This is a genomic window from Acidovorax sp. SUPP2825 (assembly GCF_030158995.1).
In the GTDB taxonomy this organism is placed as follows: domain Bacteria; phylum Pseudomonadota; class Gammaproteobacteria; order Burkholderiales; family Burkholderiaceae_C; genus Paracidovorax.
On the sequence record NZ_BQXK01000003.1, the window covers coordinates 124,511 to 141,984 of the forward strand.

Consider the following 17,474-nt stretch of genomic DNA (forward strand, 5'->3'; position numbering starts at 1 on the left):
GCCGGGCCGGCTCAGCGGCTGAAACGGAAAGGCCGCCCTGCTGGCGCTCAGCGCCGGCGCAGCAGGTGGATGAATTCGTCGCCCACGGTCTGCTGCTCGACCAGCTCGTTGCCCGTCTGCTTGGCGAAGGCCTGGAAGTCGCGCAGCGATCCGTTGTCAGTGGAGACCACCTTGAGCAACTGGCCGCTCACCATGTCGGCCAGGGCCTTCTTGGCCTTGAGAATGGGCAGCGGGCAATTGAGACCGCGGGTGTCGATTTCCTTGTGGATGTCCATCACATGCTTCCTGGGCGAATGAGCCCCATTCTAAGCAGCGGAAGGGGCTGCGCCGCTGTGGAACAGATCCACGAATTCGGGTTCGATGCCTTGGGTTCGCAGCCAGTCCGCCAGGGCGTAGCCGGTGCCCGCGGGCCAGCACTTCACGGCCTCGGGCGCCAGCAGGCGGTAGTCCACCAGTTCGGGCGACAGCCGCACCTCGCCGTGCGCCACCGCGTGATAGGCGATGATGACCTGGTTCATGCGCTGGAAGTCGTACACGCCGATGAGCGCCAGCGCGCTCACGTCGAGGTTGGTCTCTTCCTTGATCTCGCGCGTGATGCCCTCCTGCGGCGTCTCGCCCGCCTCCATGAAGCCCGTGATCAGCGCGTACTGCTTGCCCGCCCAGGCCGCATTGCGCGCCAGCAGCACCTGCCCGTCGCGCACCACCACCGCCGCCAGCACGGGCGTGGGGTTGTTCCAGTGCGTCCAGCCGCAGGCCGGGCAGCGCAGGCGCTCCACATCGCCGCCATCCTCGGCCACCGTGACGCGCGCCAGGGGCGTGGCGCAGTGGGTGCAGAAACGGGTTTCGTACATAGGCGCTACATTTTCAATAGCAGACAAGGCAATGGATACCCCGGCATGCGGCCTTTTTGAGCCTGAAAGCCGGTGCGGCGCCCCATCCAAGGCATCCCAGCGGCCGGCTCACGCCGGGAACACGCCCGTGGACAGGTAGCGGTCGCCCCGGTCGCAGACCACGAAGACGATGGTCGCATTGGATTCGCGCCGCGCGATCTCCTGCGCGGCCCAGCAGGCGCCCGCCGCCGAGATGCCGGCAAAGATGCCCTCTTCCCGCGCCATGCGCCGGCACATGTCCTCGGCGTCGTCCTGGCCCACGTTGATCGTCTCGTTCACCGCGCTCGGGTCGTAGATCTTGGGCAGGTATTCCTGCGGCCATTTGCGGATGCCGGGGATGCGCGAGCCCTCCTTGGGCTGCGCGCCGATGATCTGGATGGCGGGGTTCTTTTCCTTCAGGAAACGCGACACGCCCGTGATGGTGCCCGTGGTACCCATGGCGCTCACGAAGTGGGTGATGCGCCCTTCGGTCTGCTCCCACAGCTCGGGGCCCGTGGTCTCGTAATGGATGCGCGGGTTGTCGGGGTTGGCGAACTGGTCCAGCACCACGCCCTTGCCCTGCTTGACCATGGTCTCGGCCAGATCGCGGGCGTATTCCATGCCGCCGCTCTTGGGGGTGAGGATCAGCTCGGCGCCGAAGGCCTTCATGGTCTGAGCGCGCTCCACCGACAGGTCTTCCGGCATCACCAGCACCATGCGGTAGCCCTTGATGGCCGCGGCCATGGCCAGCGCGATGCCGGTGTTGCCCGAGGTGGCCTCGATCAGCGTGTCGCCCGGCCGGATGTCTCCGCGCTCCTGCGCCCGGCGGATCATCGACAGCGCAGGCCGGTCCTTGACCGACCCGGCCGGATTGTTGCCCTCCAGCTTGCCCAGCACCACGGTGCCGCGCTCTGCGTTCTCCTGCGCGCCGATGCGCTGCAGCGCGACCAAGGGGGTGTGTCCAATCGCGTCTTCGATGGTGGGATAGGTCTTCATAGCGCGCTACTGTGCCATAATTCGCGGCTTCGATCTTCGCGTCGCCCGGGTGGTGGAATTGGTAGACGCAGGGGACTCAAAATCCCCCGCCGCAAGGCGTGCCGGTTCGATTCCGGCCCCGGGCACCATGGCCCCTGCGCTATGGTTTTGAGGGACTTTCCTCATAGTTTCCGCAACCGTTTTCACAACGGCCTGCGCGGACCACTCATCCATTCCCTCCGCCAAGGCTGAGCACGCCAAGTCAACGGCCCGGCTCGGCGCCACGGGCTTGCCCGTCGTGCAGCTCCGGCCGGCCACCCCGTCCGCGTAAGCGGCCCGGCGCACCCCAGGGCCTGGACGGCGTTGTCATAGGTGTAGACCATCACGGCCTGCCACGAGCGGAAATTTTCTGAGGTTCATCGCCTCAACCCCGCACGAGCTCACGACAGGCCGCCCGCATGAAGAGGGGACGCCACCTCAACGGGAATGGGTCAGCCATGTGCGGGCTCCTTGCTGGGGAAGAGATCGGGCCAGATCAAATGCCAATCGTCGGGGCGGAGGTCTTTGCAGCCGGCGAAGCCCTGCGACTCGCGCTCGATCAACATGCGCAGGCTTTGGCTTGGCATCTTCAACACCGGTTCAAGCGTCGCGAGTGGGCGCTTTTTTTCAGGCGGAGCGGCTACATTGATGCATGAACATCAAACCTTCAAGCCACCGGCTCGTGATCGCAATCTTGGTGGCGCTCCACTCAGCAAGCGCGAGCGCACAGCTGAGAGACTTCCTTCGCGCAGACCTCGATCGCATTGGATACACGCTTGAAGGGAGTCATGATATTCAGCTCCTGATGCTCGGAAGCGTCTACGAACAACGACCCGATGGGGCATGTGATGAGGAGAGAACAACGCTCGTCGACCCCGCGGCCTTTGATCGCACAAAGCCCCAGACCGCGCCACCTGCCACCAAGACCGAGCGATTCATTGTGAGTTGCAGGCCCGTTCCAGAACAGTACCGAAGCAGCCTTCCGCCTATGAAGGCATCGCCGTTTTTCCCCCAATAGTTGCACAAGGCAACTTCCAAAGCATCACGCCCTCCTCCGAGGGCGTTTCTGTTTGCAGCGCCCCCATTCGGTGCCGGCAGTCCTCGGGTATCGGCCAACAAAAAGCCCCGGGGCGTCACCGCACCGGGGCTTTTCAAACCGCAGAGGCATCGCCTCCGCAGGCATTACTTCACGGCGTCCTTGATGTTCTCTTTGGCATCCCCGTAGTTCTTCTGAGTAGTGCCCTCGACCTGCTTGGCAATGCCCTTGGCTTGCTGCTCGGGGCTGTTGATCAGCTCGCCGGTCTTTTGTTGAACCTTGCCTGCCACGTCCTTCAATGCGCCCTTGACTTGATCAGTATTCATGGTGATTCCTTTCGGTGAAGTAAGTGCAAAACAAAATGGCTTTGCATGACCTGAAGGCTAAGACCCGATCCGCAGGGCCCGCGCGGGCCGAAACCATCCGTTGGCGTCAGCAACTGCCTACACAAGAAAAAACCCGCAGCGCTGTGGCGTGCGGGTCGGCAGATTTCGAAAGCAGTTTTTAATTAAAACTGGATATCGGCACTGATTGTTCGATGCAGTACCACGCTCAAGCGGCTGAATGGCTCATTTGGTCCACTTGCGCTGCACCTTGGGTTTGACCCGGATGTCCACGGCCTTGCGCACTTCGGGGCGTCCGGTTTCCGCATTGGTGTCCACCACATCTTCGAGGGCGATCTTCTCCACCTCGGAGTCCGTCTGTTCTTCCAGCTTCTCGAGCACGGCACCCACGCGCTTTTCCGCGTCCGACACCTCCCGCTCGGTGCCGCCGCGATTCATCGGAGGCTCCCTGCGTCGCTGCCTGCCGCGTACTGCACATGCGGTGGTTCGTCCGCCTGTTCGGGCGGAGGCGCGGGCACATCGGGCACATCGGGCTCGACGGGCAGGTCGGCCTTGCCTGGGGCGGGAGGATGGGAGGCCATGGAAGTTGGAGAGGTTGGTGGGGGCGGGATGGAGCGCGGTACAGGGTGCCGGGTGCCGGCGTCGGGATGCGGACCGAGATGCTCTGTTTCCTGCAGCTCAGAGACCGCTCATGACCGAAGCGGCCAGGTAGGCGATTCCGAGGCTGGAAAACAGCATGAATCCGGCGAGGACAGTCAAAGTTTCTTTCATATGTTCAATCCTTCAATAGGAACAGACCATCGAAAGCAAGCTATGACTGGCATCCACGACGCTGGGGGCACAAAACGGGGTGAGAAGAATCTCCTCGTATCAGCGGTTGGATGGAGTGCGTCCGCTGCCGGACTGCTTGCCACCGCCGGAATCCTTATTCACCGTGGCCCAGGCCCGGCGCTCGGCCTCTGGCTTGCTGAGACCCTGGTGTTCATCACTGTCTTCGATGTGTTCGGCTTGGCGTTTTTGCTTGTTTGTGTACGCCGACTTGTCACCTCTTGGCATGGCTGCTCCTCGGATGGGTTTGTCGTGCTGCTTGGGGTTCAACACGCCGTGAAGCAGCACAGGCGATACCTTAAAACCGCCCCCCGCGGGTCGTCTGTAGGACGAAGGCGTTTGCAGCAGGGTCTCAGGACCCGGCCACCATGAAAAAACCCGGCGGCCTCTCCATGGCTGGAGGGGCGGCACCGGGTGCGGACACCGGCATGGGGCCGGTCGAATCGATGGGGCGACGGCTGGCGGTCAGCTTTCCTGGCGGCGGATCAGTTGGCGGCCCGCGTCGGTGATGGCCAGATCGCCGGCCGGATTCTTGGCCACGTAGCCGCGTTCGTAGAGCCGTCCCGACAGGTGGTGCGTGAGCGCCTCGGGCACGCTGATGGCACGGCCCAGCTCCAGTTGCTTGAGCGCTTCGAGCTCATCCACCGTGGGGTCGAAATGCGGTGCGTGATAAACGGTTCCCATGAAGCTTTCTCCTTGTTGGTTGCACAGACGCTGCAGTTCGTGGGCCCACGGCCTAGCGCTTGAGCTGCAGCTGACCAAAGGGTAGCCGCGCCGCCACCCGCGCGCAATCGGCCGGCGGCACGGAAGGCGCCCGGGGGCTCAACTCGCGGCCATGTCCTGCAACCAGTGGGCGAAGGCGGCCAGCACGGGAGGCTGCGGCTGCGCCGGGGTGATGAGGTAGTAGGCGCGTTCGCCGCGCAGGGGCCGCTCGCAGGCCAGCACCAGCTCGCCCCGCGCCCGCTCGGCCTCGATCAGCAGCGGGGGCATGAGCGCCACGCCCAGCCCGTGCGAAGCGGCCACGGCCAGCATGGAGAACAACTCGTAGCGCGGCCCGTCGAGTGCGCGCGGCGCCTGCACGTCCATCGCCTCGAACCATTGCCGCCATCCGTAGGGGCGCGTGGTCTGCTGCAGCAGCGGCAGGCCCGCCAGCGCCTGGGGTTCGAGCGGCCGCCCGCCGGGCAACAGGCGCGCGCTGCACACGGGCACCACGTCTTCCTGCAAGAGCCGCAGGGCCTGCGTGCCCGGCCAGTTGCTGACCTGCTCGGGCGTGCCGGCATACAGCGCGGCGTCGAATCCGGTGTCGGCGAACAGGAAGGGCCGCGTGCGCGTCTCGATGTGCACGACGATGTCCGGGTGCGCCTGGGCCAGCAGGGGCAGACGCGGGATCAGCCAGCGCGTGGCGAAGGTGGGCACGGCGGCGAGCGTGATCGAGCCGCCCTGCCCCTGGTGCGCCATCACGTCCAGCGTGTCGCGCTCCAGCCCCTGCAGCCAGCGGCCCACCTGCCGCGCGTAATGGGTGCCCGCCGGGGTGAGTGCCACGCCGTGCCGCGTGCGGCGAAACAGCGCCACGCCCAGGAAATCCTCCAGCGCCATGATCTGCCGCGACACGGCGCCCTGGGTGAGCGCCAGTTCCTGGGCCGCTCGGGTGTAGCTTTCATGGCGGGCCGCAGCCTCGAAGCAGGCGAGCGACTGGGTGGAGGGCAAGGTTCGGCGCATGGCGCGATTGTGCCGAAACCCGCACTCGACTGGCCATCCAGATATGAATTGATCGCATGTCTGGATGCAGCATCCTCGCTTGCACCACACGATCCATGCGCCTACCATCGCATCAACCCGGCCGCCCATGCGCTTTTCTCACACCGGCGCCGATCCGAACCGACCTTCCCCGGAGACACCCCCATGGCCCACGCCGCCTTCCAATGGAGCGACCCGTTCCTGCTCGACCAGCAACTGACCGACGACGAGCGCATGGTTCGCGACGCCGCCGCCGCCTTCTGCCAGGACAAGCTCGCCCCGCGCGTGCTGGAACAGTTCCGCCATGAAAAGACCGACATCGCGATCTTCCGCGAGATGGGCGAAGTGGGCCTGCTGGGCCCCACCATTCCCGAGCAGTACGGCGGCCCCGGCCTGAACTACGTGGCCTACGGCCTCATCGCCCGCGAGGTCGAACGCGTGGACTCGGGCTACCGCTCGATGGCCAGCGTGCAAAGCTCCCTCGTGATGGTGCCGATCCACGAGTTCGGCACCGAGGCGCAAAAACAGAAGTACCTGCCCAAGCTGGCCAGCGGCGAGTGGATCGGCTGCTTCGGCCTGACCGAGCCCGACCACGGCTCCGACCCCGGCAGCATGGCATCGCGCGCCAAGAAGGTACCGGGCGGCTATTCGCTGTCGGGCGCCAAGATGTGGATCACCAACAGCCCCATCGCCGATGTGTTCGTGGTCTGGGCCAAGGAAGTGTCCGAAGGCGGCGCGGTCGGCCCGATCCGCGGGTTCGTGCTCGAAAAGGGCATGAAGGGCCTGAGCGCCCCTGCCATCCACGGCAAGGTGGGCCTGCGCGCCAGCATCACCGGCGAGATCGTGATGGACGAAGTGTTCGTGCCCGAGGAAAACGCCTTCCCTGAAGTGCAGGGCCTCAAAGGCCCCTTCACCTGTCTGAACAGCGCCCGCTACGGCATCGCCTGGGGCGCCCTGGGCGCGGCGGAATTCTGCTGGCACACCGCCCGCCAGTACACGCTGGACCGCAAGCAGTTCGGCCGGCCCCTGGCGGCCAACCAGCTCATCCAGAAGAAGCTGGCCGACATGCAGACCGAGATCGCCATCGGCCTGCAGGCCTGCCTGCGCCTGGGCCGCATGAAGGACGACGGCACCGCCTCGGTCGAGGCCACGTCCATCATCAAGCGCAACAGCTGCGGCAAGGCGCTGGACATCGCCCGCATGGCGCGCGACATGATGGGCGGCAACGGCATCAGCGACGAATTCGGCGTGGCGCGCCACCTGGTGAACCTGGAGGTGGTCAACACCTACGAAGGCACGCACGATGTGCACGCGCTGATCCTGGGCCGGGCCCAGACCGGCATCGCTGCCTTCGCGAACTGAACCGGCGGACCGACCCACGCGCCCCCGGCCTGGACCGCCAGGGCGGGCGCTGCCGGGCGGTTCATGGCCTTTCAGGCCTCCAGCACAATCAGTACTAGGGCATATTGCTACTTTTTTCATAGCAAATCGATTTCTGCATGACCACGACCCCCCAAGCCCCGGCGGGCGCCCTCGCCGGCATCCGCGTGCTCGATCTGTCCCGCGTGCTCGCCGGCCCCTGGTGCACCCAGGTGCTGGCCGATCTGGGGGCGGACGTGGTCAAGGTGGAGCGCCCCGGCGTGGGTGACGACACGCGCCACTGGGGCCCGCCGTTCCTGAAGGACGACGCGGGCAATGACACGGCGCAGGCCGCCTACTTCACGGCCTGCAACCGCAACAAGCGCTCGGTCACCATCGACATGGCCACGCCCGAGGGGCAGGCGCTGATCCGCCAGATGGCGCAGCAGGCCGACGTGGTGGTGGAGAACTTCAAGGTCGGCGGCCTGCGCCAGTACGGACTGGACCATGCCAGCCTGCGCGCGGCCAACCCGCGGCTCATCTACTGCTCGGTGACCGGCTTCGGCCAGGACGGGCCCTACGCCGAGCGCGCCGGCTACGACCTCATGATCCAGGCCATGACGGGCCTGATGAGCATCACCGGCCGGGCCGACGGCGAGCCCGGCGCCGGCCCGCTGCGCGTGGGCGTGGCCGTGATCGACCTGTTCACCGGGCTGTACGCCAGCAATGCCATCCTGGCTGCGCTGCACGTGCGCGAGCGCACCGGCGAAGGCCAGCACATCGACATGGCGCTGCTGGACGTGGGCATGGCCATGCTCGCCAACCAGGCCTCGGGCTTCCTGGCCACCGGACAGGCGCCGACCCGCCAGGGCAATACGCACCCCAGCCTCGTGCCCTACCAGGACTTTCCCACCGCCGACGGCGCCATGCTGCTGGCCATCGGCAACGACGGGCAGTTCGCGCGGTTCTGCGCGGCGGCCGGCCGGCCGGAATGGGCGCATGACGCCCGGTTCGCCACCAACCCGCTGCGGGTCAAGCACCGGGCCGAACTGGTCCCTGCCCTGCAGGAGGTCACCCGCACCCGCACCACGGCCGACTGGATTGCCCTGCTGCAGGACAAGGCCGTGCCCTGCGGCCCGGTCAACACGCTGGCCGAGGCGTTCGACGACCCGCAGGTGCAGGCCCGGGGCCTGCGCGTGGAGCAGGCCCGGTGGCCGCAGGGCGAGCCCGGCGACGGCATCGGCCGCATCGCCGGGGTGGCGAGCCCGCTGCGGCTGTCAGCCACGCCACCGGTGCTGCACCGGGCACCACCGGCCCTGGGGCAGCACACCGACGAGGTGCTGGCGGGCCTGGGGCTGGACGCCGAACGCATTGCGCAACTGCGCGCGGCGAACGTGGTTTAACCCACCCCCAGCCGACGGCATCGGCGCCGCCAGGAAAAAGCCTTGCCTTCGCGCAAGGCTTTTTTACATGGGCCGGGCGCTCGGGATTACCCTGACAGATGGCCCTCGAAAACCATCTGCTACCCATTGCCTCGCCGGCTGGCAAGAAGATTGCGTTGTACCCCCTGAATCGGAGCGCGGGCGCAACACGGGAAAATATTAGGACCGGGCCTACACCATCACGCTCTAAAATTTGTAAACACGCGTATCCAATGCGAAGGAGGCAGCGATGAAGGCAGTGCAGCAGGAAATTGACGAGCGGACCAACCTCACCGGAACCAACAAATTCGAGTTGCTGCTCTTTCGGTTGGGCATCGACGAAAACCTGGGCAAGTCCGAGCTGTTCGGCATCAACGTCTTCAAGATCCGCGAGATCGTGGCGATGCCCAGCATCACGCCCATCGCCGGCGCCACGCCGCACTCGCTGGGCGTGGTCAATCTGCGCGGCCAGATCATTCCGGTGCTCGACCTGCCCTCCATCGTCGGCTGCAAGCCGCAGACCGGCCTGAACATCATGCTGGTGACCGAATATGCGCGCACCACGCAAGCCTTCGCCGTGGAATCGGTGGAAGACATCGTGCGCCTGGACTGGAAGCAGGTGCTCTCCGCCGAAGCCAGCGGCACCGGCGGCCAGCTGGTGACCAGCATCGCCCGGCTGGACGGCAACACCGACGGCTCCCGCCTGGCGCAGGTGCTGGACGTGGAAGCCATCTTGCAGATGGTCTCGCCTTCCGACGAGCACAAGGTCGATCCCGAGAAGGTCGGCCCGCGCCTCAAACTCAAGCCCGGCACCATGATCCTGGCCGCTGACGACTCGTTCGTGGCCCGCTCGCTCATCGAGAAGGAACTGCAGGCCCTGCACGCGCCTTACGAAATGACCAAGTCGGGCAAGGAGGCATGGGATCGGCTGAACGCCATCGCCCGCGCTGCCGAGGCCGATGGCAAGACCGCCGCCGATCGCGTGGCGCTGGTGCTGACCGATCTGGAAATGCCCGAGATGGACGGCTTCACGCTCACCCGCAACATCAAGCAGGACGCGCGCCTGAACAAGATTCCGGTGGTCATCCACTCCTCGCTGTCGGGCTCGGCCAACGAGGACCATGTGCGCAGCGTGGGGGCCGACGGCTACGTGGCGAAGTTCGTCGCGGAAGACCTGGCCGAGACCATGCGCCGCGTGCTGCCCAAGTAAGTCAATCAATCCAGCCCACACGGCGCCGCAGGGGCCGCGGCGGCCTCGCCGCCGCTCAGCGCGGCCGCGGGTAGCCGTTCTCCACCCAGGCCGCCGCGCTGGCGCTGGTGAGCACGAAGCCGGGCGACACGCCCACGCGGGCCAGCAGTTCGTCGTCCAGCGCCGAATGCGCGCTCAGCGTCGCGGTGGGATGCTCATCGTCCGGCTCGATGGCCAGCGACACGCGCACGCGCTGGTCCCGCACGGTGACCGTGACGCTCTTGTTCAACTGGGCATGCAGTTGCTGCTCATGGCGGCGCAGCACCTCCGACGCGGTCTTGACCAGCGTGTGGAAGGCCGAGACATCCAGCGGCTTGGGATTCTTCTTGTCACGCCCCATGGTCCAGGGGCCGACCAGCGCGGGCTCGGACTCTCCCCGCAGCGTCATCTCGACGGCCCAGCCGTCGTCGTCTTCGTTCTTGACGACGCGCGCGGTCCAGCGCTCATCGCTCCACAGACGGGGTTCCTGCACGGGGGTGGGTTCTGAGTCTTCGGTCATGTCGGCCAGTTGGGGCCTTCGGCCGCACCGAGGCCGTCCGAAGGCAAAGCCGCAGAGTGTAGAGCGTGACACACCGGCGGCGGCGCGGTTCACCGTCATCCACCGGCCAAGCCGTCGCATAGACTGCCCGGATGATCCTGGAAACCGCCCCGCTCACCATCCGCCCCGGGCAGAACGCCGCCTTCGAGCAGGCCTTCGCCGAGGCGCAGGGCCTCATCGCCCGCATGCCCGGATACCTTTCGCACGAACTGCACCACTGCGTAGAGCGCCCGCAGGAATACCTGCTGCTGGTGCGCTGGACCACGGTCGAGGCGCACGAACAAGGCTTTCGGCAGTCGCCGCAATACCAGGCGTGGAAGTCGCTGCTGCACGGGTTCTACGATCCGTTCCCGACCGTGCTGCATTACGCCCCCGTGGCCGGCCTGCAAAATGCCTCTGCCGCGCCCCGCCCCGCCGCCGTGTGAAGACGGGGCAAAGCCTGACAATGGCCCCCGCGCAAGGTCAACCAAAATGGTCACCAGCGCGTCACACACGGGCGCGGCGTGTCGCCTGACCGCCGCCGTCACCCATCGGCCGCCAGACGCTTCCTGCAGCGCGGCCACCAGCCAGCGAGGCCTTTCCATGTTCCACCCCGCCCTCCGAATCCTTGCCGCCGGCACCCTGGCCGTGCTGGCCACGGGCTGCGCGGTGCCCGGCGACCCGTACTACGAGTCCGCCTATCCGTCCGCCAACTATCCGGCAGCGCCGTCCTATCCCTACCCGGCCAACGGCTCGACGTCGATCACGGTGTACGAACAGCCCGCCTACGGCTACAGCCGGCCCGCCTACCCCGTCTATGTGCCCACGCCGGTGCCGGCGTATGGCTGGGACCGCCGTGACGATCGCCGGGATGACTGGCGTGAACGGCAGATGCGCGAAGACCGCGAGCGCGCCTGGCGAGACCGCCGGGACCGCGAGACCCGGGAAGCGCGCGACGCCGACCGCCGCCGGGACAGGGACCGGGACCGGGACGGCCAGCGTGCGGATGCCGACCGGCGCCGTGCCGAGATGGACCGCCAGCGCGCCGAGCTGGACCGGCAGCGCCGCGAACAGGCCGACCGCCAGCGCGGTGAAGACCGCCGCCCGCCGGGCGCGCAAGACCAGCGGCCGGCACCGGGCTGGCGCCTGGAGCAAAATCCCCAGAACCGGCCCTGACCGCCCGGCACCACCGACCTGAACCGACCGATCGCCCACGGGAAACGGCCATGATCCAGCGCCCTGCCTTCCTAGCCCCTCGCTCTGCCGCATGGCGCCTCGGCGCCGCGCTGTCGGTGGCGGCGTGCGCTGCAGCCCCCTTGGCCACCCATGCCCAGGTGATGCGCTGCACCGACCCCGCCTCCGGCAAGGTCACCTACACCGACGGTGCCTGCGACAAAGGCACGGCCGCGCGCGAGGTCGAGGCCCGCAAGAGCCGCGAGGAAATCGAGGAGGAGCGGGCCCAGGCCCTGCAGGCGTTGCAGCTCAAGCAGCAGCGCCAGCAGATCGAGCGCCAGGAAGCCCAGCAGGAGGCACGCCAGGACCGCGAGCGCGCCGCCGCGCGGGCCCCGGCCGATCCGTCCCGATCGCCCGAATGCGCCCGCTCGCGCCGCAACCTCGACCGCGTGGCCAACGAATCGGGCGGGGGCAACTACGACGGCCAGGCCCGCCTGACCGCGGCCCAGCGCCAGATGGACCTCGACTGCCTCGGCCCGCAGGGCTATGCGGAGGTCGAACGGTCTCGCCGTTACAGCGGCGGCAGTGGCGACTACTACGCGCCCCCCGCCGTCGTGGTGCTGCCGCCCCGGCGCCCGGTGGTGGTCCAACCCGCGCTCCCGGTGCCCTCCGCCCCGATTTCGCACTGCAACGTGTTCCGCTGCTACGACCAGCAAGGGAACGTCCACCCGCGCTGATGCGTGCGGGTGGGCGCGTCAGGTCGCGCGCAGGCCCTGGGCCACGGTCGGGTAGCGCAGCACCACGCGCAATTCCTTGCGCAGCCGCGTGGCATCCAGCCGGCGGGACTCGCCCATGAAGCTCAGCAGCGGCGCGGGCAACTGCGCCTTCGCATCGCTGCGCGCGATGCGCGGCGGGCGCGGCAACCCGTACAGGTCCGCGGCCAGATCGAAGTAATCGCCCATCTTGATGTCGCTCGCATCGCTCACGTGGTACACGCGCTGCGGCTGGCCGCGCCACAGGGCCGCCACGCAGGCGCGGGCCAGGTCGTCGGCATGGATGTGGTTGGTGTAGACGTCGTCCTCGGGCAGCAGCACCGGGGTGCCACGGCGCAGGCGGGCTTCGGGCGTGCCGCCTTCGCGATCGGGCGCATAGATACCGGGAATGCGCAGGATGCTGGCGCGCACGGCGCTGCGGCCCAGGTGGCGCACGGCGCGCTCGGCATTCACCCGCCGTTGCGCGCGGGACGTGGCGGGCGCGACGGGACGCGCCTCGGTCACCCACGCGCCGCCGCAATCGCCATACACCCCGCTGGTCGAGCCGTACACCAGCGCGCGCGGCAAGGTGCGCAGGCGCAGCGCCCGCGCCAGGGCGACCGTGCGGCCGTCATACCCTTTGGCGGCGCCGGCCACCGCATCGCCCGGCGGGGGCGCCAGGTGCAGGACGCGGGTGGCCAGGCCGGACAGGCGGCGCAGGCTGGGCGCATCGTCCAGGTTGCCCAGCAGGGGGGTGATGCCGGCGGCGCGCAACGGCGCCCTGCGCTCGGGGCTGGAAGTCAGCGCCAGCACCCGGGGCCGGGGACCGCCGGCCGATGCGCCCAGCACCCGGGCGGCCCGCAGCCCCACGTCGCCACAGCCGATGATGAGCACGCGCTGGCGGCGAAAGCGCGCCGGCAGGGCCCCGAGGGGGCTTTGGTTTGAGGGCAAAATCGGATCCGTTTGGCGAGAAGAACCTCCAAGGATACCCACTCCATGACCCCCGCAGAGACGGCCGCAGCCGCCCACCAGATCACCGTACAGCCCAGCGGCCGGGCCTTTGCCGCCCAGCCCGGCGAATCCATTCTGGCCGCGGCCATCCGCAGCGGCGTGGGCCTGCCCTACGGCTGCAAGGACGGGGCCTGCGGCTCGTGCAAGTGCAAGAAGCTCAGCGGTTCCGTGGCCCACGGCGAGCACCAGTCCAAGGCCCTGAGCGCGGCCGAGGCCGACGCGGGCTTCGTGCTCACCTGCTGCGCCCAGCCACTGACCGACGTGGTGCTCGAATCGCGCCAGGTGACCGACGAAAGCGCCTACCCCATCAAGAAGCTGCCGGTGCGCGTGTCCACGCTCACGCGGGTGTCGCACGACGTCATGCAGGTGCGCCTGCAGTTGCCCGCGGCGGACACGTTCCGCTACCACGCCGGCCAGTACATCGAATTCATCCTGCGCGACGGTGCGCGCCGCGCGTACTCCATGGCCAACGCGCCCCACACCCAGGCCGACGCGCCGGGGCTGGAACTGCACATCCGCCACATGGCGGGCGGGCGCTTCACCGACCACGTGTTCGGCGCCATGAAGGAAAAGGAAATCCTGCGCGTGGAAGGCCCCTTCGGCAGCTTCTTCCTGCGCGAGGACAGCCCCAAGCCCATCATCCTGCTGGCCTCGGGCACGGGGTTCGCCCCGATCAAGGCGCTGCTCGAACACATTCAGGCCAAGCGCATCGAGCGCCCGGTCACGCTCTACTGGGGTGGCCGCCGTCCCGGCGATCTGTACATGGATGGCTGGGTGCGCGAACGCATGGCCACGATGCCCCAGCTGGCCTATGTGCCCGTGGTGTCCCATGCCTTGCCGGAAGACGCCTGGGCGGGCCGCACGGGCTTCGTGCACCAGGCGGTGATGGACGACCATGCCGACCTGTCGGGCCACCAGGTCTATGCCTGCGGCGCCCCCATCGTGGTCGATACGGCACGGGTGGTGTACAGCGCGGAGCGCCAGCTCCCCCCCGATGAGTTCTATGCAGACGCCTTTACATCCGAGGCCGACAAGCACGGGGCGAGCGAGCCTTCCGCCCAACCCTCCGGAGCCACCTCAGGCTGACGCGGTCCGGGCGCCGGCTTGCAGCAAGGTACGCGCTCCCGTTGCGCGGCCTTCAGCGGCGCCAGCCCGGCCGGCCGTAATAGCCGCGCCCATAGCCACCCCGGCCATAGACGCCGAAGAAGCCGATGGTCGGCGCCACCACCACGGGTGGCGGGGCCACGTACACGGATTCGGTCTGGTAGTAGCCCGGCCCGCCGTAATAGCCGGACCCGGCGTAGTAGCCCGGACCAACCGGGGCCACGACGCAGCCGGTGAGCAGACTGGTGGCCACCGAAGCGGCGGCGAGGGTGATGAGGCGGATGGACATGGTGGCTCCTTGGTGCGGGGTCCGAGACGCCATTCAACGCCCCGGACCTTAAGCGGTCACTTCCGCACGGTATCGCAGAAGTAACAACCGGTAATAGCCATCCACCGGCATTGATGGACGGTCTTCAGCGCGACAGCGCGCGGCAGGCCTCGGCACAGCGGCGGCAAGCTTCGGCGCAGGCCTGGCAGTGGGCCATGCCGTGCCGGGCGCACTCGTTGGCGCAGCTATCGCACAGTCGGGCGCACAGGGCGCAGATCTCCGGCGCGTGGGCGCTTTCGCGGGCCATGGCGGCGGCGGCCACGCGGCACAGCGCGGCGCAGTCCATGTCCAGGGCGATGCACTGCACCATGCAGCGGGGCTCGGGCTCGCGCAGGCACGCGGCCGCGCAGTAGTCGCACGCATCGGCACATTCGTTGCAGGCGCGAATGCACTCGGCATAGCGCGATGCGGTGACGGTGTCGTGTGGGGCGGCCTGCGGCATGGAATGTCCTTTTTCCGCCGGTGCGGCGGCGCGTGATGGGGTGCAAACTGGGAAACGGCTTCGACGTTTATAGAAATGCCCCCTCACGGAACCTGTAGGACGGCGCTGCGACCTCGCACCGCCGGACCCCCTTTCAATTTTTTGCACAATGGCAGCATGAATCGCAGAAACCTCCTTCTCTCGGCCGCCGCCCTCGCCACGGCGTTTGCATCCCCGCTGGGCTACGCGCAGGATGCGCCGATCCGGCTGATCGTGCCCTACGCACCCGGGGGGCCGCTGGACGTCACGTCCCGCGCGCTGGCCGAGCGGGTGCGCGACACGCTGGGCACGGTGATCATCGACAACAAGGCCGGCGCGGGCGGCAACATCGGCGCGGATGCCGTCGCCAAGGCCGCGCCGGACGGTCTCACCATCGGCCTGGCCGCCACGGCGACGCATGCCGTCAACCCCTGGCTCTACAGCCGCATGCCTTACGACGCGGCCAAGGACTTCGCCGGCATCACGCAGATGGTGAGCGTGCCCAACGTGCTCGTCATCAATGCGGCCAAGGCGGCGGAACTCAAGATCAACACCGTGGCCGATTTGATCGCCTACGCCAAGGCCAACCCCGCCAAGCTGAACTACGGCAGCGGCGGCAACGGCAGCGCAGGCCACCTGGCCGGCGAAATGTTCAAGCAGCGCGCCGGCATCTACGCCCTGCACATTCCCTACCGCGGTGCCAGTCCCGCGCAACTGGCGCTGCTGGCCGGCGAAGTGGACTTCAACATCGACAACCTGGCCGCCGCCGCGCCCAACATCCGCTCGGGCAAGCTGAAGGCGCTCGCAGTGACCTCGCCGCAGGCCAGCGCCATGCTGCCGGGCGTGCCCCCGCTGTCGGCCACGTTCAAGGGCTTTGCGATCGAGACGTGGTGGGGCCTCGTGGCACCAGCCGGCACGCCCAAGCCCGTCATCGCCAAGCTGAACAAGGCCTTCGTGGCCGCGCTCAACGCGCCGGAGACCAAGACGCGCTTCGCAGCCCTCATGGCCGAGCCCGTGGGCACCACGCCCGAGCAGTTCGATGCCTTCATGGCGTCGGAGCGTGCCAAGTACCAGCAGGTGGTGAAGGCTTCCGGCGCGAAGGTCGACTGACCAGGCCAGGGCCCGCAGCCGCCCTTGGATAGAAACGGCTTCCGGCGTATACCCATCGTTGGCCGGCAGCTATATTTTCAATAGCAAATCGTTTCAGGCGGCGGCGCGGAACTGCCGCCGGTAGGCGGAGGGCGCAATGCCCACCGCCGCCGAGAAATGCTGCCGCAGCGAGACGGCGGAGCCGAAGCCCGACGCGACGGCCACGGCATCGATCGACTGGTCTCCACCCTCCAGCAGGCGCTGCGCCAGCGCGATGCGCTGGTTCTGCAGCCATTGCCCCACCGTGGTCCCGGTGGACTGGCGAAAGCGGCGCGTGAAGGTGCGCGGGCTCATCACGGCACGCTCGGCCAGCGCCTCCAGCGTGTGCGCCTCGTGCAGGTGTTCGCCCAACCACTGCAGCAGCGGCGCAAGCCGATCCCCCCGCACCGAGGGCGCCACCGGCTGCTGGATGTACTGCGCCTGGCCGCCCTGCCGGTGCGGGGCCACCACCATGCGGCGCGCGGCGCAGTTGGCGGCCTCGGCACCGTGCTGCTGGCGCAGCAGGTGCAGGCAGCAGTCGATGCCCGCTGCGGTGCCGGCCGAGGTCAGCACCGTGCCATCTTCCACGTACAGCACTTCGGGCCGGAGCGCCACCTGCGGGTAGCGCTGCGCGAACGCCTGCGCCAGCGCCCAGTGGGTGGTGGCGGCGCGGCCGTCGAGCAGCCCCGCCTCGGCCAGCACGAACGCCCCCAGGCACAGACCCACGATGCGCGCGCCGCGGCGGTGCGCGGCCCGCAGCGCGGCCAGCAGCTCGGGGGGCGCGGGGGCCAGGTTCTCGTGCCAGGACGGCACCACGACGATCTGCGCCCGACGCAGCACCGCGAGGCTGTGCGCCACGTCGATGCCGAACCCGGCGGACGTGCGCATCGGGCCGGGCGCCAAGCCGCACACGCGCAGCCGATAGCGCGGTGCGCCTTGCACCGTGCGGTCCTCGCCGAACACCAGGCAGGGCACCGAAAGGTGAAAGGGGCTGATGCCGTCGAAGGCCACGACGGCCACGGTGTCGAGGGCGGGCTGGGAGATGCTGCGCATGATGGCCCGATTCTATCGATCGGTGTCAATCCAGCCACTTTCAGCGGTGACACGAAAGGCGAACAATCACCTCAGACCCTTCCGCCGCTTC

22 protein-coding genes and 1 tRNA gene are annotated in these 17,474 nt (G+C 68.1%); 9 read left to right on the forward strand and 14 right to left on the reverse strand.

Annotation, left to right across the window (positions count from 1 at the left end; translation table 11 throughout):
• Positions 1 to 47: 47 nt before the first annotated feature.
• The 3 genes from AVAK2825_RS05330 to cysM all read right to left on the reverse strand — a co-directional run bounded on the left by AVAK2825_RS05330 (position 48) and on the right by cysM (position 1,865).
• Positions 48 to 275 carry a sulfurtransferase TusA family protein gene (locus AVAK2825_RS05330; RefSeq protein WP_272548545.1) on the reverse strand — a complete coding sequence of 76 codons (228 nt, stop codon included), beginning with the start codon at positions 273 to 275 and terminating at the stop codon, positions 48 to 50.
• A gap of 30 nt (positions 276 to 305) precedes the next feature.
• Entirely contained in the window at positions 306 to 851 is a 546-nt protein-coding gene (locus tag AVAK2825_RS05335; protein WP_284394869.1) for an NUDIX hydrolase, read from the reverse strand.
• Positions 852 to 959: 108 nt separating this feature from the next.
• The gene (cysM, locus tag AVAK2825_RS05340) at positions 960 to 1,865 is read right to left on the reverse strand and encodes a cysteine synthase CysM (protein ID WP_272564409.1); all 906 of its coding nucleotides are present in this window, start codon (positions 1,863 to 1,865) and stop codon (positions 960 to 962) included.
• Between the two features lie 43 nt (positions 1,866 to 1,908).
• On the opposite strand from cysM, the gene AVAK2825_RS05345 reads away from it, so the two are divergent.
• Positions 1,909 to 1,993 (forward strand) — tRNA-Leu (locus AVAK2825_RS05345).
• A 1,072-nt stretch (positions 1,994 to 3,065) separates the two neighbouring features.
• Here AVAK2825_RS05345 and AVAK2825_RS05350 read toward each other — a convergent pair.
• The 6 genes from AVAK2825_RS05350 to AVAK2825_RS05375 form a co-directional block, all read right to left on the reverse strand.
• The gene (locus AVAK2825_RS05350; protein WP_272548548.1) at positions 3,066 to 3,245 is read right to left on the reverse strand and encodes a CsbD family protein; all 180 of its coding nucleotides are present in this window, start codon (positions 3,243 to 3,245) and stop codon (positions 3,066 to 3,068) included.
• Positions 3,246 to 3,488: 243 nt separating this feature from the next.
• Positions 3,489 to 3,701 carry a hypothetical protein gene (locus AVAK2825_RS05355; RefSeq protein WP_272564447.1) on the reverse strand — a complete coding sequence of 71 codons (213 nt, stop codon included), beginning with the start codon at positions 3,699 to 3,701 and terminating at the stop codon, positions 3,489 to 3,491.
• Positions 3,698 to 3,844, reverse strand: a complete 147-nt coding sequence (locus AVAK2825_RS05360) for a hypothetical protein (RefSeq protein ID WP_284394882.1) — start codon at positions 3,842 to 3,844, stop codon at positions 3,698 to 3,700. The genes AVAK2825_RS05355 and AVAK2825_RS05360 overlap by 4 nt, the downstream gene beginning before the upstream one ends.
• A 289-nt stretch (positions 3,845 to 4,133) precedes the next feature.
• Positions 4,134 to 4,319 carry a hypothetical protein gene (locus AVAK2825_RS05365; RefSeq protein WP_284394884.1) on the reverse strand — a complete coding sequence of 62 codons (186 nt, stop codon included), beginning with the start codon at positions 4,317 to 4,319 and terminating at the stop codon, positions 4,134 to 4,136.
• Positions 4,320 to 4,556: 237 nt separating this feature from the next.
• Positions 4,557 to 4,775 (reverse strand): hypothetical protein, encoded by a 219-nt coding sequence (locus AVAK2825_RS05370; RefSeq protein WP_272548552.1) that lies wholly within the window; start codon positions 4,773 to 4,775, stop codon positions 4,557 to 4,559.
• 138 nt (positions 4,776 to 4,913) lie between these two features.
• Positions 4,914 to 5,810, reverse strand: coding sequence for a LysR substrate-binding domain-containing protein (locus AVAK2825_RS05375; protein WP_284394886.1), 897 nt, complete (start codon positions 5,808 to 5,810; stop codon positions 4,914 to 4,916).
• 183 nt (positions 5,811 to 5,993) lie between these two features.
• Here AVAK2825_RS05375 and AVAK2825_RS05380 point away from each other — a divergent pair, with 183 nt between their 5' ends.
• From AVAK2825_RS05380 to AVAK2825_RS05390, 3 genes are all read left to right on the forward strand, one after another.
• On the forward strand, positions 5,994 to 7,190 hold the full coding sequence (locus AVAK2825_RS05380) for an acyl-CoA dehydrogenase (protein ID WP_284394888.1): 1,197 nt from the start codon (positions 5,994 to 5,996) through the stop codon (positions 7,188 to 7,190).
• Positions 7,191 to 7,327: 137 nt separating this feature from the next.
• Positions 7,328 to 8,590 (forward strand): CaiB/BaiF CoA transferase family protein, encoded by a 1,263-nt coding sequence (locus AVAK2825_RS05385; RefSeq protein ID WP_284394890.1) that lies wholly within the window; start codon positions 7,328 to 7,330, stop codon positions 8,588 to 8,590.
• A 268-nt stretch (positions 8,591 to 8,858) separates the two neighbouring features.
• A complete protein-coding gene (locus AVAK2825_RS05390) occupies positions 8,859 to 9,818 on the forward strand; it encodes a chemotaxis protein (RefSeq protein ID WP_272564454.1) in 960 nt (319 codons plus the stop codon).
• 55 nt (positions 9,819 to 9,873) lie between these two features.
• Here the strand turns inward: AVAK2825_RS05390 and AVAK2825_RS05395 are convergent, their stop codons facing one another.
• Positions 9,874 to 10,356, reverse strand: coding sequence for a hypothetical protein (locus tag AVAK2825_RS05395; protein WP_284394894.1), 483 nt, complete (start codon positions 10,354 to 10,356; stop codon positions 9,874 to 9,876).
• A 131-nt stretch (positions 10,357 to 10,487) separates the two neighbouring features.
• Here AVAK2825_RS05395 and AVAK2825_RS05400 point away from each other — a divergent pair, with 131 nt between their 5' ends.
• The 3 genes from AVAK2825_RS05400 to AVAK2825_RS05410 all read left to right on the forward strand — a co-directional run bounded on the left by AVAK2825_RS05400 (position 10,488) and on the right by AVAK2825_RS05410 (position 12,284).
• Positions 10,488 to 10,820 carry an antibiotic biosynthesis monooxygenase family protein gene (locus AVAK2825_RS05400; protein ID WP_284394897.1) on the forward strand — a complete coding sequence of 111 codons (333 nt, stop codon included), beginning with the start codon at positions 10,488 to 10,490 and terminating at the stop codon, positions 10,818 to 10,820.
• A 157-nt stretch (positions 10,821 to 10,977) separates the two neighbouring features.
• Positions 10,978 to 11,550, forward strand: coding sequence for a hypothetical protein (locus tag AVAK2825_RS05405; RefSeq protein WP_284394900.1), 573 nt, complete (start codon positions 10,978 to 10,980; stop codon positions 11,548 to 11,550).
• Between the two features lie 50 nt (positions 11,551 to 11,600).
• A complete protein-coding gene (locus AVAK2825_RS05410) occupies positions 11,601 to 12,284 on the forward strand; it encodes a DUF4124 domain-containing protein (protein ID WP_284394902.1) in 684 nt (227 codons plus the stop codon).
• An 18-nt stretch (positions 12,285 to 12,302) separates the two neighbouring features.
• Here the strand turns inward: AVAK2825_RS05410 and AVAK2825_RS05415 are convergent, their stop codons facing one another.
• Positions 12,303 to 13,250 (reverse strand): NAD-dependent epimerase/dehydratase family protein, encoded by a 948-nt coding sequence (locus AVAK2825_RS05415; protein ID WP_284394904.1) that lies wholly within the window; start codon positions 13,248 to 13,250, stop codon positions 12,303 to 12,305.
• Positions 13,251 to 13,295: 45 nt separating this feature from the next.
• On the opposite strand from AVAK2825_RS05415, the gene AVAK2825_RS05420 reads away from it, so the two are divergent.
• Entirely contained in the window at positions 13,296 to 14,396 is a 1,101-nt protein-coding gene (locus tag AVAK2825_RS05420; protein WP_284394906.1) for a CDP-6-deoxy-delta-3,4-glucoseen reductase, read from the forward strand.
• Positions 14,397 to 14,448: 52 nt separating this feature from the next.
• Here AVAK2825_RS05420 and AVAK2825_RS05425 read toward each other — a convergent pair whose 3' ends face one another.
• Together AVAK2825_RS05425 and AVAK2825_RS05430 are read right to left on the reverse strand one after the other, a co-directional pair.
• A complete protein-coding gene (locus AVAK2825_RS05425; RefSeq protein ID WP_284394909.1) occupies positions 14,449 to 14,703 on the reverse strand; it encodes a hypothetical protein in 255 nt (84 codons plus the stop codon).
• Between the two features lie 124 nt (positions 14,704 to 14,827).
• Entirely contained in the window at positions 14,828 to 15,184 is a 357-nt protein-coding gene (locus tag AVAK2825_RS05430) for a four-helix bundle copper-binding protein (RefSeq protein WP_272564461.1), read from the reverse strand.
• Positions 15,185 to 15,340: 156 nt separating this feature from the next.
• Between AVAK2825_RS05430 and AVAK2825_RS05435 the strand changes: the two genes are divergently transcribed.
• Positions 15,341 to 16,312, forward strand: a complete 972-nt coding sequence (locus AVAK2825_RS05435) for a tripartite tricarboxylate transporter substrate binding protein (protein ID WP_272564462.1) — start codon at positions 15,341 to 15,343, stop codon at positions 16,310 to 16,312.
• A 93-nt stretch (positions 16,313 to 16,405) separates the two neighbouring features.
• Here AVAK2825_RS05435 and AVAK2825_RS05440 read toward each other — a convergent pair whose 3' ends face one another.
• Positions 16,406 to 17,383: a GlxA family transcriptional regulator gene (locus AVAK2825_RS05440; RefSeq protein ID WP_502870486.1), complete on the reverse strand. Its 978-nt coding sequence runs from the start codon at positions 17,381 to 17,383 to the stop codon at positions 16,406 to 16,408.
• Between the last annotated feature and the right edge of the window lie 91 nt (positions 17,384 to 17,474).

What these genes read in the sequence shown, in the direction of transcription:
- AVAK2825_RS05330 (WP_272548545.1), bottom strand. Translation starts at nt 275, where the DNA reads ATGGACATCCACAAGGAAATCGACACCCGCGGTCTCAATTGCCCGCTG.
- AVAK2825_RS05335 (WP_284394869.1), bottom strand. Translation starts at nt 851, where the DNA reads ATGTACGAAACCCGTTTCTGCACCCACTGCGCCACGCCCCTGGCGCGC.
- cysM (WP_272564409.1), bottom strand. Translation starts at nt 1,865, where the DNA reads ATGAAGACCTATCCCACCATCGAAGACGCGATTGGACACACCCCCTTG.
- AVAK2825_RS05350 (WP_272548548.1), bottom strand. Translation starts at nt 3,245, where the DNA reads ATGAATACTGATCAAGTCAAGGGCGCATTGAAGGACGTGGCAGGCAAG.
- AVAK2825_RS05355 (WP_272564447.1), bottom strand. Translation starts at nt 3,701, where the DNA reads ATGAATCGCGGCGGCACCGAGCGGGAGGTGTCGGACGCGGAAAAGCGC.
- AVAK2825_RS05360 (WP_284394882.1), bottom strand. Translation starts at nt 3,844, where the DNA reads ATGGCCTCCCATCCTCCCGCCCCAGGCAAGGCCGACCTGCCCGTCGAG.
- AVAK2825_RS05365 (WP_284394884.1), bottom strand. Translation starts at nt 4,319, where the DNA reads ATGCCAAGAGGTGACAAGTCGGCGTACACAAACAAGCAAAAACGCCAA.
- AVAK2825_RS05370 (WP_272548552.1), bottom strand. Translation starts at nt 4,775, where the DNA reads ATGGGAACCGTTTATCACGCACCGCATTTCGACCCCACGGTGGATGAG.
- AVAK2825_RS05375 (WP_284394886.1), bottom strand. Translation starts at nt 5,810, where the DNA reads ATGCGCCGAACCTTGCCCTCCACCCAGTCGCTCGCCTGCTTCGAGGCT.
- AVAK2825_RS05380 (WP_284394888.1), top strand. Translation starts at nt 5,994, where the DNA reads ATGGCCCACGCCGCCTTCCAATGGAGCGACCCGTTCCTGCTCGACCAG.
- AVAK2825_RS05385 (WP_284394890.1), top strand. Translation starts at nt 7,328, where the DNA reads ATGACCACGACCCCCCAAGCCCCGGCGGGCGCCCTCGCCGGCATCCGC.
- AVAK2825_RS05390 (WP_272564454.1), top strand. Translation starts at nt 8,859, where the DNA reads ATGAAGGCAGTGCAGCAGGAAATTGACGAGCGGACCAACCTCACCGGA.
- AVAK2825_RS05395 (WP_284394894.1), bottom strand. Translation starts at nt 10,356, where the DNA reads ATGACCGAAGACTCAGAACCCACCCCCGTGCAGGAACCCCGTCTGTGG.
- AVAK2825_RS05400 (WP_284394897.1), top strand. Translation starts at nt 10,488, where the DNA reads ATGATCCTGGAAACCGCCCCGCTCACCATCCGCCCCGGGCAGAACGCC.
- AVAK2825_RS05405 (WP_284394900.1), top strand. Translation starts at nt 10,978, where the DNA reads ATGTTCCACCCCGCCCTCCGAATCCTTGCCGCCGGCACCCTGGCCGTG.
- AVAK2825_RS05410 (WP_284394902.1), top strand. Translation starts at nt 11,601, where the DNA reads ATGATCCAGCGCCCTGCCTTCCTAGCCCCTCGCTCTGCCGCATGGCGC.
- AVAK2825_RS05420 (WP_284394906.1), top strand. Translation starts at nt 13,296, where the DNA reads ATGACCCCCGCAGAGACGGCCGCAGCCGCCCACCAGATCACCGTACAG.
- AVAK2825_RS05425 (WP_284394909.1), bottom strand. Translation starts at nt 14,703, where the DNA reads ATGTCCATCCGCCTCATCACCCTCGCCGCCGCTTCGGTGGCCACCAGT.
- AVAK2825_RS05430 (WP_272564461.1), bottom strand. Translation starts at nt 15,184, where the DNA reads ATGCCGCAGGCCGCCCCACACGACACCGTCACCGCATCGCGCTATGCC.
- AVAK2825_RS05435 (WP_272564462.1), top strand. Translation starts at nt 15,341, where the DNA reads ATGAATCGCAGAAACCTCCTTCTCTCGGCCGCCGCCCTCGCCACGGCG.
- AVAK2825_RS05440 (WP_502870486.1), bottom strand. Translation starts at nt 17,383, where the DNA reads ATGCGCAGCATCTCCCAGCCCGCCCTCGACACCGTGGCCGTCGTGGCC.